Raw genomic sequence first — 16,394 nt, 5'->3', positions numbered from 1 at the left:
TGGCGACCATCTGTGCTGTGGTCTTCCACTTGGCCAGCTTCGTAACCTTCAGCGTCCCCGCCACATCGCCCAGAAATTCACGCAGGCCCGAGACAAAAACCTCGCGGAACAGGATCACGGTGGCGGGCAGCACCAGCCACGGGGTCCAGCTGTCTTGCGAATAGCCAACAAGGATCATAAGTGCGATCACCACCATCGCCTTATCGGCAATGGGGTCCAGCATTGCACCGATCTTGGTTTCCTGCTTCCAGGCCCGCGCCAGATACCCATCGAACCAATCTGTAATGGCCGCCGACAGGAACAGGATCAAAGCGAACCAATCCGCGTATGGCCGGGTAAAGTACAAAAACATGACGGCCAGACCGGGTGCCGCCAACAGGCGCAGGACAGTCAGAATATTGGGCAAGTTCCACTTCATGGCTTGGACCCTATATCGACGCCGCAGGACAGAAAAGCCAATCAAACAAAAAACTGCACCGCGCCCAAACGCTTGGTCAAAGCGCCGCAGGCCTGACGTCTCAGAGTTGTACCTCTTGGCCTTTTCCACCTTTGCCGTCAGATTGCCGCGCAAGTCCAATCAGAAAGCACCAGATGACATCGCATATTCAAACCGACGCCCGGTCGAACATGATCGGCAGCTTTTGGATGATCGCCGCGATGGCGGGCTTTGCGCTTGAGGACGCTTTGCTCAAAGCGGCTTCGGCCGTACTTCCGATCTGGCAAGTCCTGGTGCTGTTCGGTGCAGGTGGATCGGTGATCTTTGCGGCGGTGGCCTTTACGCGTAGGCAAAACTTGCTGCACCCCGATGTCCTGTCCCGTCCGATGAAAGTTCGGGTGCTTTTCGAGGTCTTTGGTCGGTTGTTCTATGTTCTGGCGATCGCGCTGACCCCTTTGTCTTCGGCCACGGTGATCCTGCAGGCCACACCACTGGTCGTGGTTGCGGGTGCTGCGATGTTCTTCGGGGAATCCGTCGGCTGGCGGCGGTGGAGCGCCATTTTTGTCGGTATGCTTGGTGTCGTCGTGATCCTGCAACCCACTGGCGACAGCTTTTCACTGCTGTCGATACTGGCCGTGCTGGGGATGCTGGGATTTGCCGGGCGCGATCTGGCCAGTCGCGCAGCACCTGCCACATTGGGAACCGAGGTCTTGGGGTTCTACGGATTTCTCAGCATCATCGTTGCGGGGCTCGCCTATCAGTTTTGGGAGGGTGTGCCGATGGTTGCGCTTGATCTGCATACCAGTCTGCATCTGACCGGCGCGGTGCTGATGGGCGTTCTGGCCTATTCCTCGCTGATGAATGCCATGCGCACGGGCGAAGTGTCCGCCGTGACCCCGTTCCGCTATACCCGCTTGTTATTCGGCATCGGCTTGGGCGTGGTCATGTTCGGTGAAAGCCTCGATCAAACCATGTGGATCGGCAGCGCGCTCATTGTGGCTTCGGGGCTGTACATCCTGTGGCGTGGACGACGCGCCTAGCCCTTGTCGTGGAAGAAATCGTAAACCTTCTGCGCCAGCCCGGCCGAGATCCCCTCGACCGCTTTCAGATCGGCAAGATTGGCGCGGCTGACTGCCTTGGCGCTTCCGAAATGAGTCAACAAGGCACGTTTGCGCGCGGCCCCAACGCCGGGAATTTCGTCCAACGGCGTGGCCCCGACGGCCTTTGCCCGCTTCGCGCGATGGGTGCCTATGGCGAACCTATGCGCCTCGTCCCTTAAGCGTTGGATGAAATACAGCACCGGGTCGTTGCGCTTCAGGGCAAAGGGGCGCTGACCGGTCCTATGGAATTCTTCCTTGCCGTGATCGCGGTCGACCCCTTTGGCAACGCCAACCATAGGAATGTCTTCGACCCCATGGGCCTGCATGATTTCGTGCACGGCACTTACCTGCCCTGCACCGCCATCAATCAGCAACAGATCGGGCCAGAGCCCTTTGTCCCGGTCCGGGTCTTCTTTTTGCAACCGGGTGAAGCGACGGTTCAGCACCTCTTTCATCATGCCGAAATCATCGCCTGGTGTGAGGTCATCGCCACGGATGTTGAACTTGCGATAGGCGTTCTTCATGAACCCCTCGGGGCCTGCCACGATCATTCCGCCTACGGCGTTGGTGCCTTGAATGTGCGAGTTGTCGTAAACCTCGATCCGTTCAGGCGGCGCATCCAGATCAAACGCTTCGGCCACCCCGCGCAGCAGTTTGGCCTGCGTTGCGCTTTCGGACATGCGGCGGGCCAATGACTCGCGCGCGTTTCGCAGGGCGCCCGCCACCAGTTCCTGCTTCTCACCGCGTTGCGGCACCAGGATTTCCACCTTGCGGCCTGCTTTCTCGGTCAGGGCGTCCTGCATCAGATCAGCGTTTTCAATGCCGTCCGACAGGATCAATTGCCGGGGCGGTTCCTTGTTGTCGTAGAACTGGCCAAGGAACGCCTCCATCACCTCAGCGGGGGACACATCGGGGCCGACCCGCGGATAGAAATCCTTGTTGCCCCAATTCTGGTTAGCGCGGATAAAGAACACCTGCACACACGCTTGTCCGCTATCCATATACAGGCCGATCACATCCGCCTCGGTCACGCCGCGCGGGTTGATGCCCTGAGATGTCTGCACCTGCGTCAGTGCCCGGATACGATCCCGAAGGCCGGCGGCGCGTTCGAACTCCATCGCCTCGGACGCGGCCATCATCTGTTCGGCCAGATCCTCCTGCACCTTGGTGGAACGGCCCGAAAGGAAGCGTTCGGCATCCTTGACGCTTTCGCGATAGGCCTCCTCCGAAATCAACCCGACGCACGGCCCCGAGCAGCGTTTGATCTGATAGAGCAAACAGGGCCGCGTTCGGCTGTCAAACATGGAATCCGAGCAGTTGCGCAGAAGGAACGCCTTTTGCAATTGGTTCAATGTCCGGTTCACCGCACCGGCACTGGCGAAAGGGCCGAAATAAGCACCCTTTTCTTTCTTCGCCCCGCGATGCTTTTTGATCTGCGGAAAGGCGTGGTGCTTGGCGACCAGAATATTGGGGAAGCTCTTATCGTCGCGCAAAAGCACGTTGTACTTTGGCTTGAGCTGCTTGATCAGGTTCTGCTCCAGCAGCAACGCCTCGGTCTCGGTCCGGGTGGTCAGAAACATCATCGAGGCGGTCGAAGCGATCATCTTCTCGATCCGGCCGGAATGCCCCGGGCGTGTGTAATTCGACACCCGCGCCTTCAGGTTGCGTGCCTTGCCCACATACAGAACACGACTGTCTGCATCCAGCATCCGATACACTCCGGGCGAGCTGTCCAGCGTTTTCACGTAACGCTGAATACAGGCGTAACCGGTCTGAGAGGAGTCGCTGTGGGTGGTCATGGGCTTTTGATATGATTCTCTTGGACTGGCTGCAATCTCAGGCCTCTCAAATCAAGAGGAAACAAATCCACGACTTCTGTGGATAAGTGTGAAGATAAGTTTCTGCTGGATCGGAAATCCCCTTGTTTCATTGCCTCTTCCTTGATTTGCACAAAAAATGGGCAATATTGTAAATAGCTGTAAATAAAAGATATTTTTTCCATCACTTAGCAAGTGTATGAAAAAAAAGACATTTTTGTAACGCGCAAGTAACAGGATTGAGAGCGGTGCAAAACTTGCAGCAAAATTGCTTATTCTACGCCCAGCACGTCAGGCGTTTTCCATCCCAGATGCTGGCCCCCATCAACGCAGAGCAATTGCCCTGTGACTGCATGTGCATCCAGAAAATACCCCAGCGCAGCGGTTATGTCCGACGGGTTGGAGCCCCGCTCAAGCACCGTGTTCGATCGCTGTGCCTGAAAATGCTGTTCGCTTTGACGATGCCCCTGAACAGTTGGACCCGGACCAATCGCGTTGACCCGAATGTCAGGTGACAGGGCCTGAGCAGCCGTTCGGGTCAGGGCCCACAGCCCCATTTTCGCGATGGTGTAGGACATGAATTCGGGCGTCAGCTTTCGGACCCGCATATCGACCATATTGACGATCAAACCCGCAGCCAGAGGCTCGTTGTTTTCGTCCATGCCAGCGGCCAGCCCCTGTTCAGACATAGCCTGTGTCAGCACGAACGGTGCACGCAGATTGCTGTCGAGATGGCGGTCCCAGCTTTGGCGGGTTGCGGTATGGATATTGTCATATTCAAAGATCGAAGCGTTGTTCACCAGACAGGTGATCGGTCCGCCCAGCGCCCCAGCCGCTTTGGGCAACAACGCCTGGACCTGAGCTTCGTCCAGCAGATCGGCCTGCAAAGCCACCGCCTGCCGCCCAAGGGCCTGCACCTTGTCTACAGTTTCCTGCGCCGGTTGTTCTGATGTGGCGTAATGCACCGCCACGTCATACCCACGACCCGCCAGATACAGCGCCATGGCCCGGCCCAGACGAATACCGGCACCGGTCACTAAAGCTCGGGTCATGCTTCACCTCGTTTTGTAAGATCACACCAGCAATACGGTGACATAAAGCACATAAAGGAAAGTCAACACCAACCCCCAGATGCGCGAGATATCTTGTTTGAAGAATACAAACGGTATCAGCAGCAGCGATGCGCCCAGCATGACCCAAAGGTCGAATTGCAGGAACTCGGGATCAACCGGGATACGACCAAACCAGGTTGCGATCCCGATGATGGCCAAAAGGTTGAACATGTTCGAACCAATCACGTTACCCAGCGCAACGTCGGCCTGTCTGCGCAACGCGGCCATAACTGTAGTCGCCAATTCTGGCAAAGACGTTCCAACCGCGATCAAGGTCAGACCGATCACTGTCTCACTGACCCCATAGGTCCGCGCGATGATCGTTGCGTTATCCACCAAAAGATGCGCGCCCATTGGCAGACCAATCAGCCCAAGGATCAGATACACCGACACCTTCCAATAAGGCATGTCAGGATCAGCTTCTTCCAGCCCCTCAAGCTCTTCGTCGACACAGGCTTCACCGCAGGCTTTGCGATGGGCTCTTGCCTCGCGGAAGGCGTTCAGAAGGACAAGACCCAACGCCGCCAGCAAGATCAGGCCGCTGAAGAACGTGAACGTTCCCAAGAACGCCAATCCGATGAACAGAACCGTCGCCAACAGCATGAAAACATAGTTCCGGCGGCTGTTGCACTCACTGGTGTGTAAAGTCGCCAGCAGCGCGGGAAGGCCCAGAACCAGCAAAATATTCGCCGTGTTTGATCCGACCACATTGCCCAATGCGATACCGGGGGCGTTCTCTTTCAATGCGCTGATGGCAATCAAAAGCTCAGGCGCGGACGTTCCAAATGCCACAATCGTCAGGCTGACGATCAACGCCGGAACGCCCAGGCGCAAACTCAGGTTCACGGCACCACGCACAAGGGCGTCGCCTGCCAGCAGCAGAATCAACAGGCCCAGACCGGACAACAGCCATGTGGTAATCAAGTCCGGCCTCCTTTTTCACAGGCGCAGGGGCCTTTGCCGATACGATACCGACCGCAGCGCGGACATTTCGCCGAACTCAATTTCTTTTGTCCGGGAAAGCGAAGCTTACCGAACATTGCCAATACGCCCATGGCAATCAGGAAAAGGGTGACGGCCTTGATGATCACGTCACAAACCGAAACGCGCATATGCTGCACGCTCCTCCAGGCCGGCAATGGCATCCTGTGCGAGGCTGGCCCCAAAACGCGTCCAGATCGGTTTGCGCACGCCATAGCGGCGAAACTTGACCTTGTCGCCAAAGCGTTCCTGCATTTTCGGCTTGAGATGGGCGATGCCATCAATCAGGCCCAATTCTTGCGCGCGGCGCGCCAGCCAAACCTCACCGGTGAACAGATCTGCACTTTGATCCAGCTTGTCACCGCGGCGCGCTTTGACATGGTCAATGAAGTTTTCGTGGATATCCCCCAGCAAACTTTGCAGGCGGGCCACATCCTCTTTCTTTTCCGGCGCAAACGGGTCCAGCATGGATTTCGACTGACCCGCCGTGTGCACGCGCCGCTCAAACCCCTGCCGCGCCAGAAAGACATGCGCGCCAAACCCGGCCGAGATTACACCGATCGAGCCCAGAACCGAACTATCATCGGCCCAGATCTCGTCCGCTGCGGCAGCCAGCCAGTACCCGCCCGAGGCCGCAACATCCTCGACAAAGGCAATCACGGGCACGTCCAGCTCATCCGACAAACGCCGGATCCGGGCACCGATCAGCGAACTTTGCACAGGGGACCCGCCCGGGGAGTTGAGCTCAATCGCCACGGCGGCGGGTTTTCCCTTGCGAAACGCTTTTTCCAGAACAGGCGCCAGGGTTGTATCGTTCAACGCCCCACGCCCCGCCATTCCAATGGCGCCGGACAGGCGGACAACGGCCACGCAGGGGTGCTTTTTGACAAACGGCAGGCTGAGTTTCATGGGTGCCGATGTAGAGTGCCCCCAACCCGTAAACAAGGGACTCATCCGGCCTTAAACGCGACGTGAACCAAATTCCCACACTCGGTGGGCAAAAATGCAACGCCCGAGAACAGTCAGCTTCGGATGCGCCAACCGGTTTTGAAGATCCAGCCAATGACCGCCAGACAAATGCCTGTAAAGGCGAGAATGGCCAACAGACTAAAGACAATCGGCACATCGGCCAGCCCGTAAAAAGACCAACGGAACCCCGAGATCAGATAAACCACCGGATTGAACAAAGTAATGGTCTGCCACAGCGGCGGCAGCATTGAGATCGAATAAAATGTGCCTCCCAGAAAGATCAGTGGCGTCACCACAAGTTGCGGCACAAGTGACATCTGCTCAAAATTGCTGGCCCAGATCCCAATGATGAAACCCAGCAATGAAAAGCTGAGGCAGGACAGGATCAGAAACGCAGCCATGGCAAAGGGATGTTCAATCCGAATGTCCACAAAAAAAGTGGCGGTTGCCAATATCACCAAACCCACAAACAGCGCCTTTGTGGCCGCGGCACCAACATATCCGATCACGATCTCGATGAAATTGACGGGCGCGGACAACAGCTCATAGATGGTTCCCAGAAACTTCGGGAAATATATCCCGAAAGACGCGTTCGAAATCGACAGCATCACAACCGAAAGCATGATCAGCCCCGGCACGATGAACGCGCCGTATGAGACACCTTCAACCTCCTGAATGCGGCTGCCGATGGCTGTGCCAAACACAACAAAGTACAGCGACGTGGACAGAACCGGAGAGAAAAAGCTCTGCGCAAGAGTGCGGAAGAACCGGGTCATTTCGAACCGGTAGATGGCGGCAATTGCAGTCCAGTTCATGCCATTTCTCCGGATACAAGGTTGACGAAAATCTCTTCCAGGCTCGATTGACGTGTTTGCACGTCCCGCAAGATCAACCCGGCTTGCGACACGTCATTCAGCAGTGTCGTGATACCCGTCCGATCCGCGTGGGTGTCATAGGTGTAAATCAAGACATCCCCCGCACCGTTCAGGGTCAGATTGTGCAGCGCAAGACTGTCAGGGATTTGCGCGATGGGCTCTGTCAGCATGACCTCAATCTGCTTTTTACCCATCTGCGCCATCAGCGCGTCCTTGTCCTGCACCAACAGCAACTCACCCTTGTCGATAACCCCCACACGATCTGCGATGGCTTCGGCCTCTTCGATGTAATGGGTGGTCAGAATGATGGTGACCCCGTCCCGTTTAAGCTCGGCCACGATTTCCCACATGTCTTTACGCAGTTCGACATCCACACCGGCAGTGGGTTCATCCAGAAACAGAACACGAGGCTCATGAGCCAATGCTTTGGCGATAAGCACCCGGCGCTTCATGCCGCCGGACAACTCTTTGATCGCGTTGTCGCGCTTGTCCCATAGGGACAGTTTGCGCAGGATCTCTTCGATCCGCGCATTGTTCTTGCCAAGCCCGAACAACCCCCGCGACAAACGCACGGTGTTCCAGACCTTTTCAAACGGTTCCAGCGCAATTTCCTGCGGCACAAGCCCGATCATCCGTCGTGCCGCCCGATAGTCGGACTGAATATCATGGCCACCCACTGTGACCTCACCTGAACTCGGGGTCGTTATACCGCAGATGGTCGAGATCAAGGTTGTCTTCCCGGCACCGTTTGGCCCCAACAGAGCAAGTATTTCGCCCTCTTCAATGTCCAAAGACACGCCCTTCAGCGCCTCAAACCCATCGGCATAAGATTTGCGAAGATCTCTGATGGATAAAATGGTCGTCATATCCGTTCCCCGTTCTGGCGTGGACCCTATCGCGCCAAACCGGGGTATAACAGGTCAATTCAACATCGATTGTTGCACATCTGTCTTAAAGACGACCATCTGCGCCATCAAACATCCGCCTTGCAATCCGCATCCCGGCCCGCAAACTCTGCCCGAAACGGAGGGTGCTGATGCTAAAAGGAATTCGTGTCGTCGAAATCGAAGGGCTGGGCCCCGGCCCGTTTGCCGCCATGCAATTGGCCGACTTGGGCGCTGACGTGATAACCATTCATCGCAAAGGCGGTGCGGCAACGCCCGGGATGCCAGAACGCTCACTTCTGGATCGCGGAAAGCGGTCCATCGCGCTTGACCTGAAGGACCCGGATGATCTGGATACCGCTCTGCGTTTGATCGACACCGCCGACGCCCTGATCGAAGGCTTTCGCCCCGGTGTGATGGAAAAGCTGGGCCTTGGCCCCGTCCTCTGCCTGGCCCGCAACCCAAAGCTGGTCTATGGGCGCATGACCGGCTGGGGTCAGGATAGCCCGTTGGCCAACACAGCAGGACACGACCTGAACTATATCGCCCTGTCGGGGGCACTTTGGTATGCCTCTCAGCCCGACCAACCCCCGCAGACACCTGCAACTCTGGTGGGCGATATTGGCGGTGGTGCCATGTATCTTGTCGCAGGTGTTCTGGCTGGCCTGATCAATGCACAAAGAACTGGGCATGGCACAGTTGTTGACGCCGCAATCTATGACGGTTCAGCCAATATGATGAACCTTCTGATGACCATGCGCCAAACGGGGAACCTGTCCGACGCGCGCGGCGAAAGCCTTCTGGACGGCCCGCACTGGAGCCGCACCTATACCTGCGCCGATGATGGCTTCATCACGGTTCAATGCCTCGAACCCAAATTCTACGCTCAGTTTTTGCAGATCCTCGGTCTCGCCACAGACGCCAAATTCCAGAACCAATATGACCGCACACTCTGGCCCGACCTGACACAACGCCTTACCGATATCTTCGCCAGTAAACCCCGCGACCATTGGGTTGCCCTTTTCCAGGGCACGGATGCCTGCGTCGCCCCGGTGCTTAGCCCGCAGGAGGCGCTGGATCACCCTATGAACACCCATCGCAACAGCTGGCAAGACGTGGACGGCACAATGCAATCCGCAGCCGCGCCGCGATTTTCAAATCTCCAATGGCAGCCCAGCCCCAGCCCCACACGCGGAGAGCACACAAAGGAAATCCTCGCCGAGCTTGATGCTCCGCGCTGATCCGAGCTTCATCTGGCCCAAAATACCTCGGGGGATGAATTGGCCGCAGGCCAAGAAGGGGGCTGGCCCCCTTTCATCAGCTTACCGTGTGCGCACCGTGTCGATCATAAGCTGCACGTTTTCGGGATCCGCATCCGGCGTGATGCCATGCCCCAGGTTGAAGATATGCGGCCCTTTCGAGAACGCCTCGACAATGCGCCGTGTTTCATCCACCAGCGCCTGCCCGCCCGTCACCATATGGGACGAGGCCAGATTGCCCTGTACACAGCCATCTACCTGCACATGCTCGGCCGCCCATTCCGGCGACACCGAATTGTCCAGCGCGACACAATCCACACCTGTCGCATTGGCAAACCCCACATATCCATCGCCTGCCTCACGCGGGAAGCCGATGACGGGAATGCCCGGATGGCGTTCTTTGATGGCCTGCGTGATCACCCGGCACGGTTCGACCGCGTATTTCTGGAACGCCTCGCCTTTCAAGGACCCTGCCCAACTGTCAAAGATCTTGACCACCTCGGCCCCGGCTTCGATTTGCGCAGACAGATATTCGATCGTAGCGGCGGTGATGCGATCCAACAGGGCCTCAAACAGCGCAGTGTTTCCTTCACGCAACGCGTGCGCAGGGCCCTGATCCGGTGTGCCGCGTCCGGCGATCATATACGTGGCGACCGTCCAGGGGGCGCCAGCAAACCCGATCAGAGTGGTCTCCGGCGGTAACTCCCGCGACAAAATCCGTACCGTTTCATAAACGGGCCACAGTGTTTCATGAATCGCGTCAACCGGCTTTAAAACGTCAAATTCGGACTGCTGCGTGATGGTCGACAGGCGCGGGCCTTCACCTGTCACGAACCACAGATCCGCGCCCAGAGCCTGCGGCACCAACAGGATATCGGCAAACAGAATCGCGGCATCAAACCCGTAACGACGGATGGGCTGCAACGTGACTTCGGAGGCCAGTTCAGGGTTATAGCACAAAGACAGAAAATCTCCGGCCTGGGCGCGAGTGGCACGATATTCGGGCAAGTACCGGCCAGCTTGGCGCATCATCCAGATCGGCGGCACGTCTTGCACCTCACCCGCAAGCGCCCGTAGCAGTTTCTTCGTCTCGGCCATTTTCGCCCCCAGTCATCCGCTTTTGGCAACGGGTCGTCCTTCGGCGGCAATTTGTCAAGCTTAGCCCCCATTGTCAGGGCAATGTGACGCGACTAAAGCTGTGAGCATGACAATAAATCTGCCCACACCCGCATCGCCCCTCAGAATTGGCACCCGTGGTTCTCCGCTTGCACTGGCGCAGGCCCATGAAACACGCCAACGCCTGAGTGATGCCTTCGACCTGCCCGAGGATGCGTTCGAGATCGTGGTGATTAAAACCACCGGGGACAATCGCGCCATGATCGAAGCCGATCGACCGCTGAAAGAGATCGGCAATAAGGGCCTGTTCACCAAAGAAATCGAAGAGGCAATGCTGCGTGCTGAAATCGACATCGCCGTGCATTCGACTAAAGACATGCCAGTCGCACAGCCCGACGGTTTGGTGCTGGATACATTCCTGCCACGTGAAGACGTAAGGGATGCGTTTATCTCTCCGCGCCTGGGTTCTATCCACGATCTGCCCGAGGGGGCTGTTGTGGGCACATCCTCGCTGCGTCGCCGTGCTCAATTGCTGAGCCGTCGCCCTGATCTGAAGGTTGTCGAATTTCGCGGAAACGTGCAGACACGACTGAAAAAGCTGGAAGACGGCGTGGCAGATTGCACCTTTTTGGCCATGGCCGGTATTCGTCGTCTGGGTATGGATGATGTCCCGGCCAGCGCGATTTCGCCCGACGATATGCTGCCCGCCATTGCACAAGGCACCATCGGCATTGAACGGCGCGGCGACGACATGCGTGCGGCAGAAATGCTTGAGGCGATACACCACGCAGAAACCGGCCGACGGCTGGCAGCCGAACGCACGTTGCTGGATGCACTGGATGGGTCGTGTGAAACACCCATCGCGGGTTTGGCCGAGCTTGATGGCGGCACTCTCAGGCTGCGTGGTGAGGTTCTGCGGCCAGACGGAACTGAAACCGCCAACCGGGATATGACAGCCCCCGTAGAAGACGGGCCGGAAATGGCCCGCGCGATGGCCTCAGAACTGCTTGCGCAAGCAGGCCCGGATTTATTCGATTGGAAAAAATCAAAATAAATTCGCCTAATGTGAACTGGGTCACTGTAGAAGGTGATTTCTTCAGGCATTAAGGTGACATAACAACCAGGAAGTCGGGTCAGTCTCGAAAGTATCGAAAAGTTTTCAGATTGCGGTGATTTAGTTAGTATTCGAGGGGGCGAGGCTGGCCCCCGACTTCCAAAGGTGGCGGGTCGCAGTTGTAACCAACAGCGACCCGTTTTTTGCTAAAGCAACATTCAGGAAATTGCGGCAACCGCGTGACGCACGGCCTCTCGGGTCTGGTCCAGATCAACGTCGGTTACCGCCAGAGACGGGTACAGCTTGCCCGGGGCTTTAAACACGCCGTTCGCCTGCAATGCAGCGCCATAAGTTGTGTAACGTGCTGGATCGTCATGGCGGGCGCTTCGGTAATCCCGGCACTCACCTTCGGTGAAGTAGATGTCGAACAAGGTTTCATCCCCGCAAATCCGATGCGGAATGCCCGCTTCGTTCAACGCCTCAGTCTGCATGTCTTGCAGGTGTCGACCGATGCTGCGCAGACGGTCATAAGCCCCGTCACGGCGCAGGATCTCCATTGTCTTCAATCCTGCGGCCGAAGCGACAGGATTGCCTGACAAAGTGCCCAATTGCATCAGCCAGCCTTCTTCGCCGACTTTCGATTTGTCGAAGTGCTTCATGATTTCGGCACTCGCGCCCAAAGCGGCCAAAGGAAACCCGCCACCCGTGATCTTTCCCAACGTGCAGATATCAGGGGTTACGCCATAGCGCTCCTGCGCCCCGCCATAGGCAAGGCGAAACCCGGTGACGATCTCATCGAAGATCAGCAACACATCGTGTTTGTCGCACAAATCTCTCAGCCCTTGCAGGAATCCGGGCAGGGGCGGAATGATCCGCTGCAACGGCTCGACCATGATCGCCGCCACATCGTCATGTTCATCCAACAGGGCCGCAACGGCCTCAAGGTCGTTAAACGGCGCGATCAGCATCTGCTCGGCAACGCTGTCTGGGATCCCGGCACTGTCGGGCACCGCCTGAGGGAAATTGACCCGACGGTTGGGGGCCAAACTCATCTGCGCTTCGGCACTCATACCGTGGTATCCGCCCTCGAACTTGAGGATCTTGTCGCGCCCGGTAAAGGCGCGCGCCAGTCGGATGGCATACATGTCAGCTTCGCCACCTGATGCAACAAAACGCACTTGTTCGCAGCAGGGAACGGCTTGGACAATCGCTTCGGCCAGTTCGATCCCCTTGCTGTTATTGGCAAAGAAAGTCATGCCGTGCGGAAGCTGTTCCAGCACCGCCTCCATCACCTCAGGGTGGCCATGCCCGAGCAGCATAGGGCCCGAGCCGATCAAATAGTCGACATATTCGTTGCCGTCTTCGTCCCAGACACGACTGCCTTCGCCCCTGGCGATGACAATGCCCGGGTCGAAATTGCCGAACCCGCCAGCGGGCAATACAGCCCTTGCGCGGTCGATCCATTCGGATTGAGTGTTGATCTTCAACATGTCACGTGGTCTCCGTCATCTCAGAACGTCGGTGCGAGTCCTATTTGTACACGGCTTCAGGATCTCCCAGCGTGTTTTCATCAGGGTGCACACCCAGCCCCGGAGTTTCAGGCAAGTGCAGGTGGCCGTCAATATTGCGCGGCCCACGCCCGCCCGCTATGTCGACGGTGATCATGTCCTGACAGGCCCATACCGCATGGCAATTGTCATCCGGGATCGTGGCCGCCAAATGCAGTGCCTCGGTATCGGCCAGAACCGTGCCACCGGTTGCCATTACGAACATATCGATACCATGGGCCAACGCGATGTCCCGCATCCGCGCTGCCTTGGTCAAACCACCGACGCGGTTCAGTTTGATCCCGAATATCTCGGCAATACCCTCGCGGGCAATCCGGGCGGCATCCTGCAAAGTCACCAGAGTTTCATCTACGGACACCGGTGAAGCATGCAACCCCGAGATCGCCGCAATATCGTCCAACGTCTCGCCCGGCTGTTCGAACATAACGTTCAGGTCTTCGCACGCGCTCATCACCCGCAGGGCCTGTTGCCGCGTCCAACCGCGATTTACATCATAGAGGACAATCTCACCCGGCCGCCGAATGCTTTCCACATCGCGGACACGCGCGATGTCACGTTCGACGTTCCCGCCGATCTTTACCGAATGCGCGATGTAGCCGCGGCTGCGGTAACGCTCCATTACCTCTCGGGTCTCTTCGACAGTTTTTGCACCCACCGACGAAGCAATCGGGCGCGGCGTGCGCGATCCGCCCCCCATCAGATCAGCAATGGGCAGGCCCGCTGCCTGACCGGCAATGTCCCAACAGGCCATGTCGATCGGGCTTTTGGCGTAAAGATGCCCGGGCAAGGCCAGATCCATCGCGCGCTCCACATCCAAAACCTTGCGCGGATCAAGGCCCAGAATGAACGGGGCCACCGTCTGGATACCGGCGCGAATGCCTGGTCCGTGGGCAGGAACATAGGTGTGCCCCCATGGGGTACCCTCACCCCAGCCAACCAGTCCGGCGTCGGTTTCGATTTTCACAATCGTCGCATCAAGCGTTTCGAATTTCAGCCGCCCGCCAGACAGCCAATAGGGATGCTCTAACGGCAGGTCCACGTGATAAACGGTTATGGACTTGATCTTCATAGTGTGTACTCCGCCACCGGCGCACCGAGGCTTTCAAAGTCAGGTGTCACGCCCAAACCCGGCGTGTCGGTTGCATAAAGCCTGCCGTCCTTTGCCGTCGGACCACCGATGCCGGTTGATCGGGTGTTGTAGTTCATCAGATCCGTTGTGTTTTGCAGGTATTCAGGCGGAGTCGAGGCCGCAAAATGTGCCACCACTGACGTCGTGATCTCGCCCCCCCATGTGTCTTCGCTGACCACCGGGATTCGGTTATCGACCAGATAGTCCCGCACACGCCGCGCTTTGCTGATGCCACCCAGGTTCGAGATCTTCAGACAGCAGATCTCGGCCCCGCGATCCGCAACAATCCGCTGCGCCATGTGGATGCCTGTTACACACTCATCCAGTTTCATCGGTTGCTCGGCCACGCGGCGCACCTGTTGGCATTCCTCATAGGTGCGGCAGGGTTGTTCAAGGATGAAATCCAGATCTCGTGTCGCACGCGCCACTCGGATTGCATTGTCGACGCGCCATCCCTGATTGGCATCGGCCATCGCCTTCTCACCCGATTGCAACAGAGGCACCGTGGTGCGGATGCGGTCAATATCGGTGGCCCAGTCGCCTCCGACCTTGACCTGAAACTGGCGGTAGCCCTGATCGCGATAGGCATCCATTTCTGCCACAGTCTCATCCACCGCTTTCTGCGGCGCGACCCGATACATCGGCGCACCGTCCGTCAGCTTGCCGCCCAACAGCATCCAGACCGGTTGATCACACGCCTTGCCCAGAATATCCCAGCACGCCGCATCGAACGGTGCTTTGGCATAGCCGTGGCCTTGCACAAGATGATCCATCAACTGTTCGATCCGCGCCACCTGTCGGGGATCCTCACCCAGCAGCTTCGGCGCAATAAGCCGCGCCAGTGCCGGTACGCCTTCGGAATGGGCGATCATGTAGTTTTCCCCGCAGGGAGAGAATTCGCCACACCCTCGCAGTCCGGCGTCAGTATCGATGACCACAACCGATGCAATGGCCGTTTCGATAGCGTTCCCTGCCCCCCAGACATAGGCACCGCCGACGTAAGGCAACCCGGTCTGAAAAACCCGAATTCGAGTGATTTTCATTTTGCATCCATCCTTGGTAAATCGCCCATCCCGTCGCCACGCCACAGCACAAAGGTCAGGATCGGTTGATCGGTTGTGATCATGGCATGGCTTTGCCAACTGGAATGCAGCCGTGTCTGGTTGGGGCCAACAAAAGTCTCGTCCCCTTCGACCTTGAACAGGGCACCACCCGCCAGCGTCAAATAGATCTCTTCTGCCTGATGGCTGTGCCAGTCATAGTTCAGGCCAGCCCCCCAATACCCGATGTAGCCGCGCAATTGCGCCGAGTGGAAATGGCCGGTCGGACCAAACAGCTCATAATAGCCGTAACGGTTGAGAAAATCCGCCCCAACCTCTTCCTCGGTGTAGGTCTGTTTCCAATGGGCCAGATGGGTGGTTGCTTTGACGGCGTCGATGAGCGGTTGAGTCAGTTCGCTCCCCCGCAAAGCGAAACCCTGCACCAGATCTGCCGCTGGGATGTGAACTGGTTCTGTCGCAGCGGCCGACAGATCAGATGGCCAAGCGCCAAAGGCCGACAGCTCAGGATGTGCCTGATGCAGCTGCCGCGCCGCCGCTAAAACGTCTTCAAGCGTCATGGTATCACCACGATGTTGCCGGTGTGCTGTTTGGCAATGAACGCGGCTTGCGCCTCACGCAATTCCTCCAAAGGGTATGTGGCGGCCAAGGCGGGCTTGATTTCCCCTGCTTCAATGTAGCCGACAAGGTTTCGCATCACCTGCGGATCAATCACGGTCGAGCCCGTAAAAGTCAGATCGCGCAGATAGAAGGTGCGCAGATCAAACTCGACCATCGGTCCGGCGATTGCGCCTGAACAGGTATAGCGACCGCCACGCTCCAGAATGTCGATCAGGTTTGGCCAATACGACCCGCCAACCACATCCGCGACCACTGTGATCTTTTCGTCGCCTATGGCATCGCGCAGGCTCTTTGGTGCGCGCGGTAGAATGACATCCGGACCCAGCTCGGCAACATCTGCGTGTTTGGCCTCGGAGGCCATCGCGATGACACGCGCGCCACGTCGTTTCGCCAGCTGGACAAGGGCACCGCCAAC

At 57.7% G+C, this 16,394-nt stretch carries 17 protein-coding genes; 3 read left to right on the top strand and 14 right to left on the bottom strand.

From position 1 onward, the window contains the following. Positions 1 to 418 (bottom strand): CDP-diacylglycerol--glycerol-3-phosphate 3-phosphatidyltransferase (gene pgsA / locus AC2FNU_RS19350; RefSeq protein ID WP_496791675.1); only part of this gene is annotated, 418 nt, incomplete at its 3' end. A 173-nt stretch (positions 419 to 591) separates the two neighbouring features. On the opposite strand from pgsA, the gene AC2FNU_RS19345 reads away from it, so the two are divergent. Continuing rightward, on the top strand, positions 592 to 1,476 hold the full coding sequence (locus AC2FNU_RS19345; protein WP_496791674.1) for a DMT family transporter: 885 nt from the start codon (positions 592 to 594) through the stop codon (positions 1,474 to 1,476). Here the strand turns inward: AC2FNU_RS19345 and uvrC are convergent. From uvrC to AC2FNU_RS19310, 7 genes are all read right to left on the bottom strand, one after another. After that, positions 1,473 to 3,335 (bottom strand): excinuclease ABC subunit UvrC, encoded by a 1,863-nt coding sequence (gene uvrC / locus AC2FNU_RS19340; protein ID WP_496791673.1) that lies wholly within the window; start codon positions 3,333 to 3,335, stop codon positions 1,473 to 1,475. The two genes, AC2FNU_RS19345 and uvrC, sit on opposite strands and share 4 nt — an antisense overlap. 290 nt (positions 3,336 to 3,625) lie before the next feature. Beyond that, positions 3,626 to 4,405, bottom strand: coding sequence for an SDR family oxidoreductase (locus AC2FNU_RS19335; RefSeq protein ID WP_496791672.1), 780 nt, complete (start codon positions 4,403 to 4,405; stop codon positions 3,626 to 3,628). Between the two features lie 21 nt (positions 4,406 to 4,426). Continuing rightward, entirely contained in the window at positions 4,427 to 5,386 is a 960-nt protein-coding gene (locus AC2FNU_RS19330) for a calcium/sodium antiporter (protein ID WP_496791676.1), read from the bottom strand. After that, positions 5,386 to 5,577: a hypothetical protein gene (locus tag AC2FNU_RS19325; RefSeq protein WP_253282532.1), complete on the bottom strand. Its 192-nt coding sequence runs from the start codon at positions 5,575 to 5,577 to the stop codon at positions 5,386 to 5,388. The genes AC2FNU_RS19330 and AC2FNU_RS19325 overlap by 1 nt, the downstream gene beginning before the upstream one ends. Next, entirely contained in the window at positions 5,558 to 6,355 is a 798-nt protein-coding gene (locus AC2FNU_RS19320; RefSeq protein WP_496791671.1) for a S49 family peptidase, read from the bottom strand. Before AC2FNU_RS19320 ends, AC2FNU_RS19325 begins: the two co-directional genes overlap by 20 nt. A 113-nt stretch (positions 6,356 to 6,468) precedes the next feature. Further along, entirely contained in the window at positions 6,469 to 7,230 is a 762-nt protein-coding gene (locus AC2FNU_RS19315; protein ID WP_496791670.1) for an ABC transporter permease, read from the bottom strand. Beyond that, positions 7,227 to 8,156 carry an ABC transporter ATP-binding protein gene (locus AC2FNU_RS19310; RefSeq protein ID WP_496791669.1) on the bottom strand — a complete coding sequence of 310 codons (930 nt, stop codon included), beginning with the start codon at positions 8,154 to 8,156 and terminating at the stop codon, positions 7,227 to 7,229. Before AC2FNU_RS19310 ends, AC2FNU_RS19315 begins: the two co-directional genes overlap by 4 nt. Positions 8,157 to 8,326: 170 nt before the next feature. Between AC2FNU_RS19310 and AC2FNU_RS19305 the strand changes: the two genes are divergently transcribed. Further along, positions 8,327 to 9,415: a CaiB/BaiF CoA transferase family protein gene (locus AC2FNU_RS19305; protein WP_496791668.1), complete on the top strand. Its 1,089-nt coding sequence runs from the start codon at positions 8,327 to 8,329 to the stop codon at positions 9,413 to 9,415. Between the two features lie 81 nt (positions 9,416 to 9,496). On the opposite strand, the gene hemE is transcribed toward AC2FNU_RS19305, so the two are convergent. Further along, a complete protein-coding gene (gene hemE / locus AC2FNU_RS19300; protein ID WP_496791667.1) occupies positions 9,497 to 10,531 on the bottom strand; it encodes a uroporphyrinogen decarboxylase in 1,035 nt (344 codons plus the stop codon). A gap of 106 nt (positions 10,532 to 10,637) precedes the next feature. Between hemE and hemC the strand changes: the two genes are divergently transcribed. After that, complete coding sequence (gene hemC, locus AC2FNU_RS19295) at positions 10,638 to 11,603, top strand: hydroxymethylbilane synthase (protein ID WP_496791666.1); 966 nt, start codon at positions 10,638 to 10,640, stop codon at positions 11,601 to 11,603. A 218-nt stretch (positions 11,604 to 11,821) separates the two neighbouring features. Here hemC and AC2FNU_RS19290 read toward each other — a convergent pair whose 3' ends face one another. The 5 genes from AC2FNU_RS19290 to AC2FNU_RS19270 form a co-directional block, all read right to left on the bottom strand. Further along, a complete protein-coding gene (locus tag AC2FNU_RS19290) occupies positions 11,822 to 13,093 on the bottom strand; it encodes an aspartate aminotransferase family protein (RefSeq protein ID WP_496791665.1) in 1,272 nt (423 codons plus the stop codon). A 40-nt stretch (positions 13,094 to 13,133) separates the two neighbouring features. Continuing rightward, positions 13,134 to 14,240, bottom strand: a complete 1,107-nt coding sequence (locus AC2FNU_RS19285) for a mandelate racemase/muconate lactonizing enzyme family protein (RefSeq protein ID WP_496791664.1) — start codon at positions 14,238 to 14,240, stop codon at positions 13,134 to 13,136. After that, on the bottom strand, positions 14,237 to 15,343 hold the full coding sequence (locus tag AC2FNU_RS19280) for a mandelate racemase/muconate lactonizing enzyme family protein (protein ID WP_496791663.1): 1,107 nt from the start codon (positions 15,341 to 15,343) through the stop codon (positions 14,237 to 14,239). Before AC2FNU_RS19280 ends, AC2FNU_RS19285 begins: the two co-directional genes overlap by 4 nt. Next, positions 15,340 to 15,918 carry a dimethylsulfonioproprionate lyase family protein gene (locus AC2FNU_RS19275; RefSeq protein WP_496791662.1) on the bottom strand — a complete coding sequence of 193 codons (579 nt, stop codon included), beginning with the start codon at positions 15,916 to 15,918 and terminating at the stop codon, positions 15,340 to 15,342. The genes AC2FNU_RS19280 and AC2FNU_RS19275 overlap by 4 nt, the downstream gene beginning before the upstream one ends. Continuing rightward, positions 15,915 to 16,394, bottom strand: a 480-nt coding sequence (locus tag AC2FNU_RS19270; RefSeq protein WP_496791661.1) for a zinc-binding dehydrogenase, incomplete at its 5' end; no start/stop codon positions are given. The genes AC2FNU_RS19275 and AC2FNU_RS19270, both read right to left, overlap by 4 nt.

This window comes from Ruegeria sp. BHSB064 (assembly GCF_059613205.1).
The sequence above is the reverse complement of the archived record's forward strand: the minus strand, read 5'-3'. Positions and strand labels throughout refer to the sequence as shown.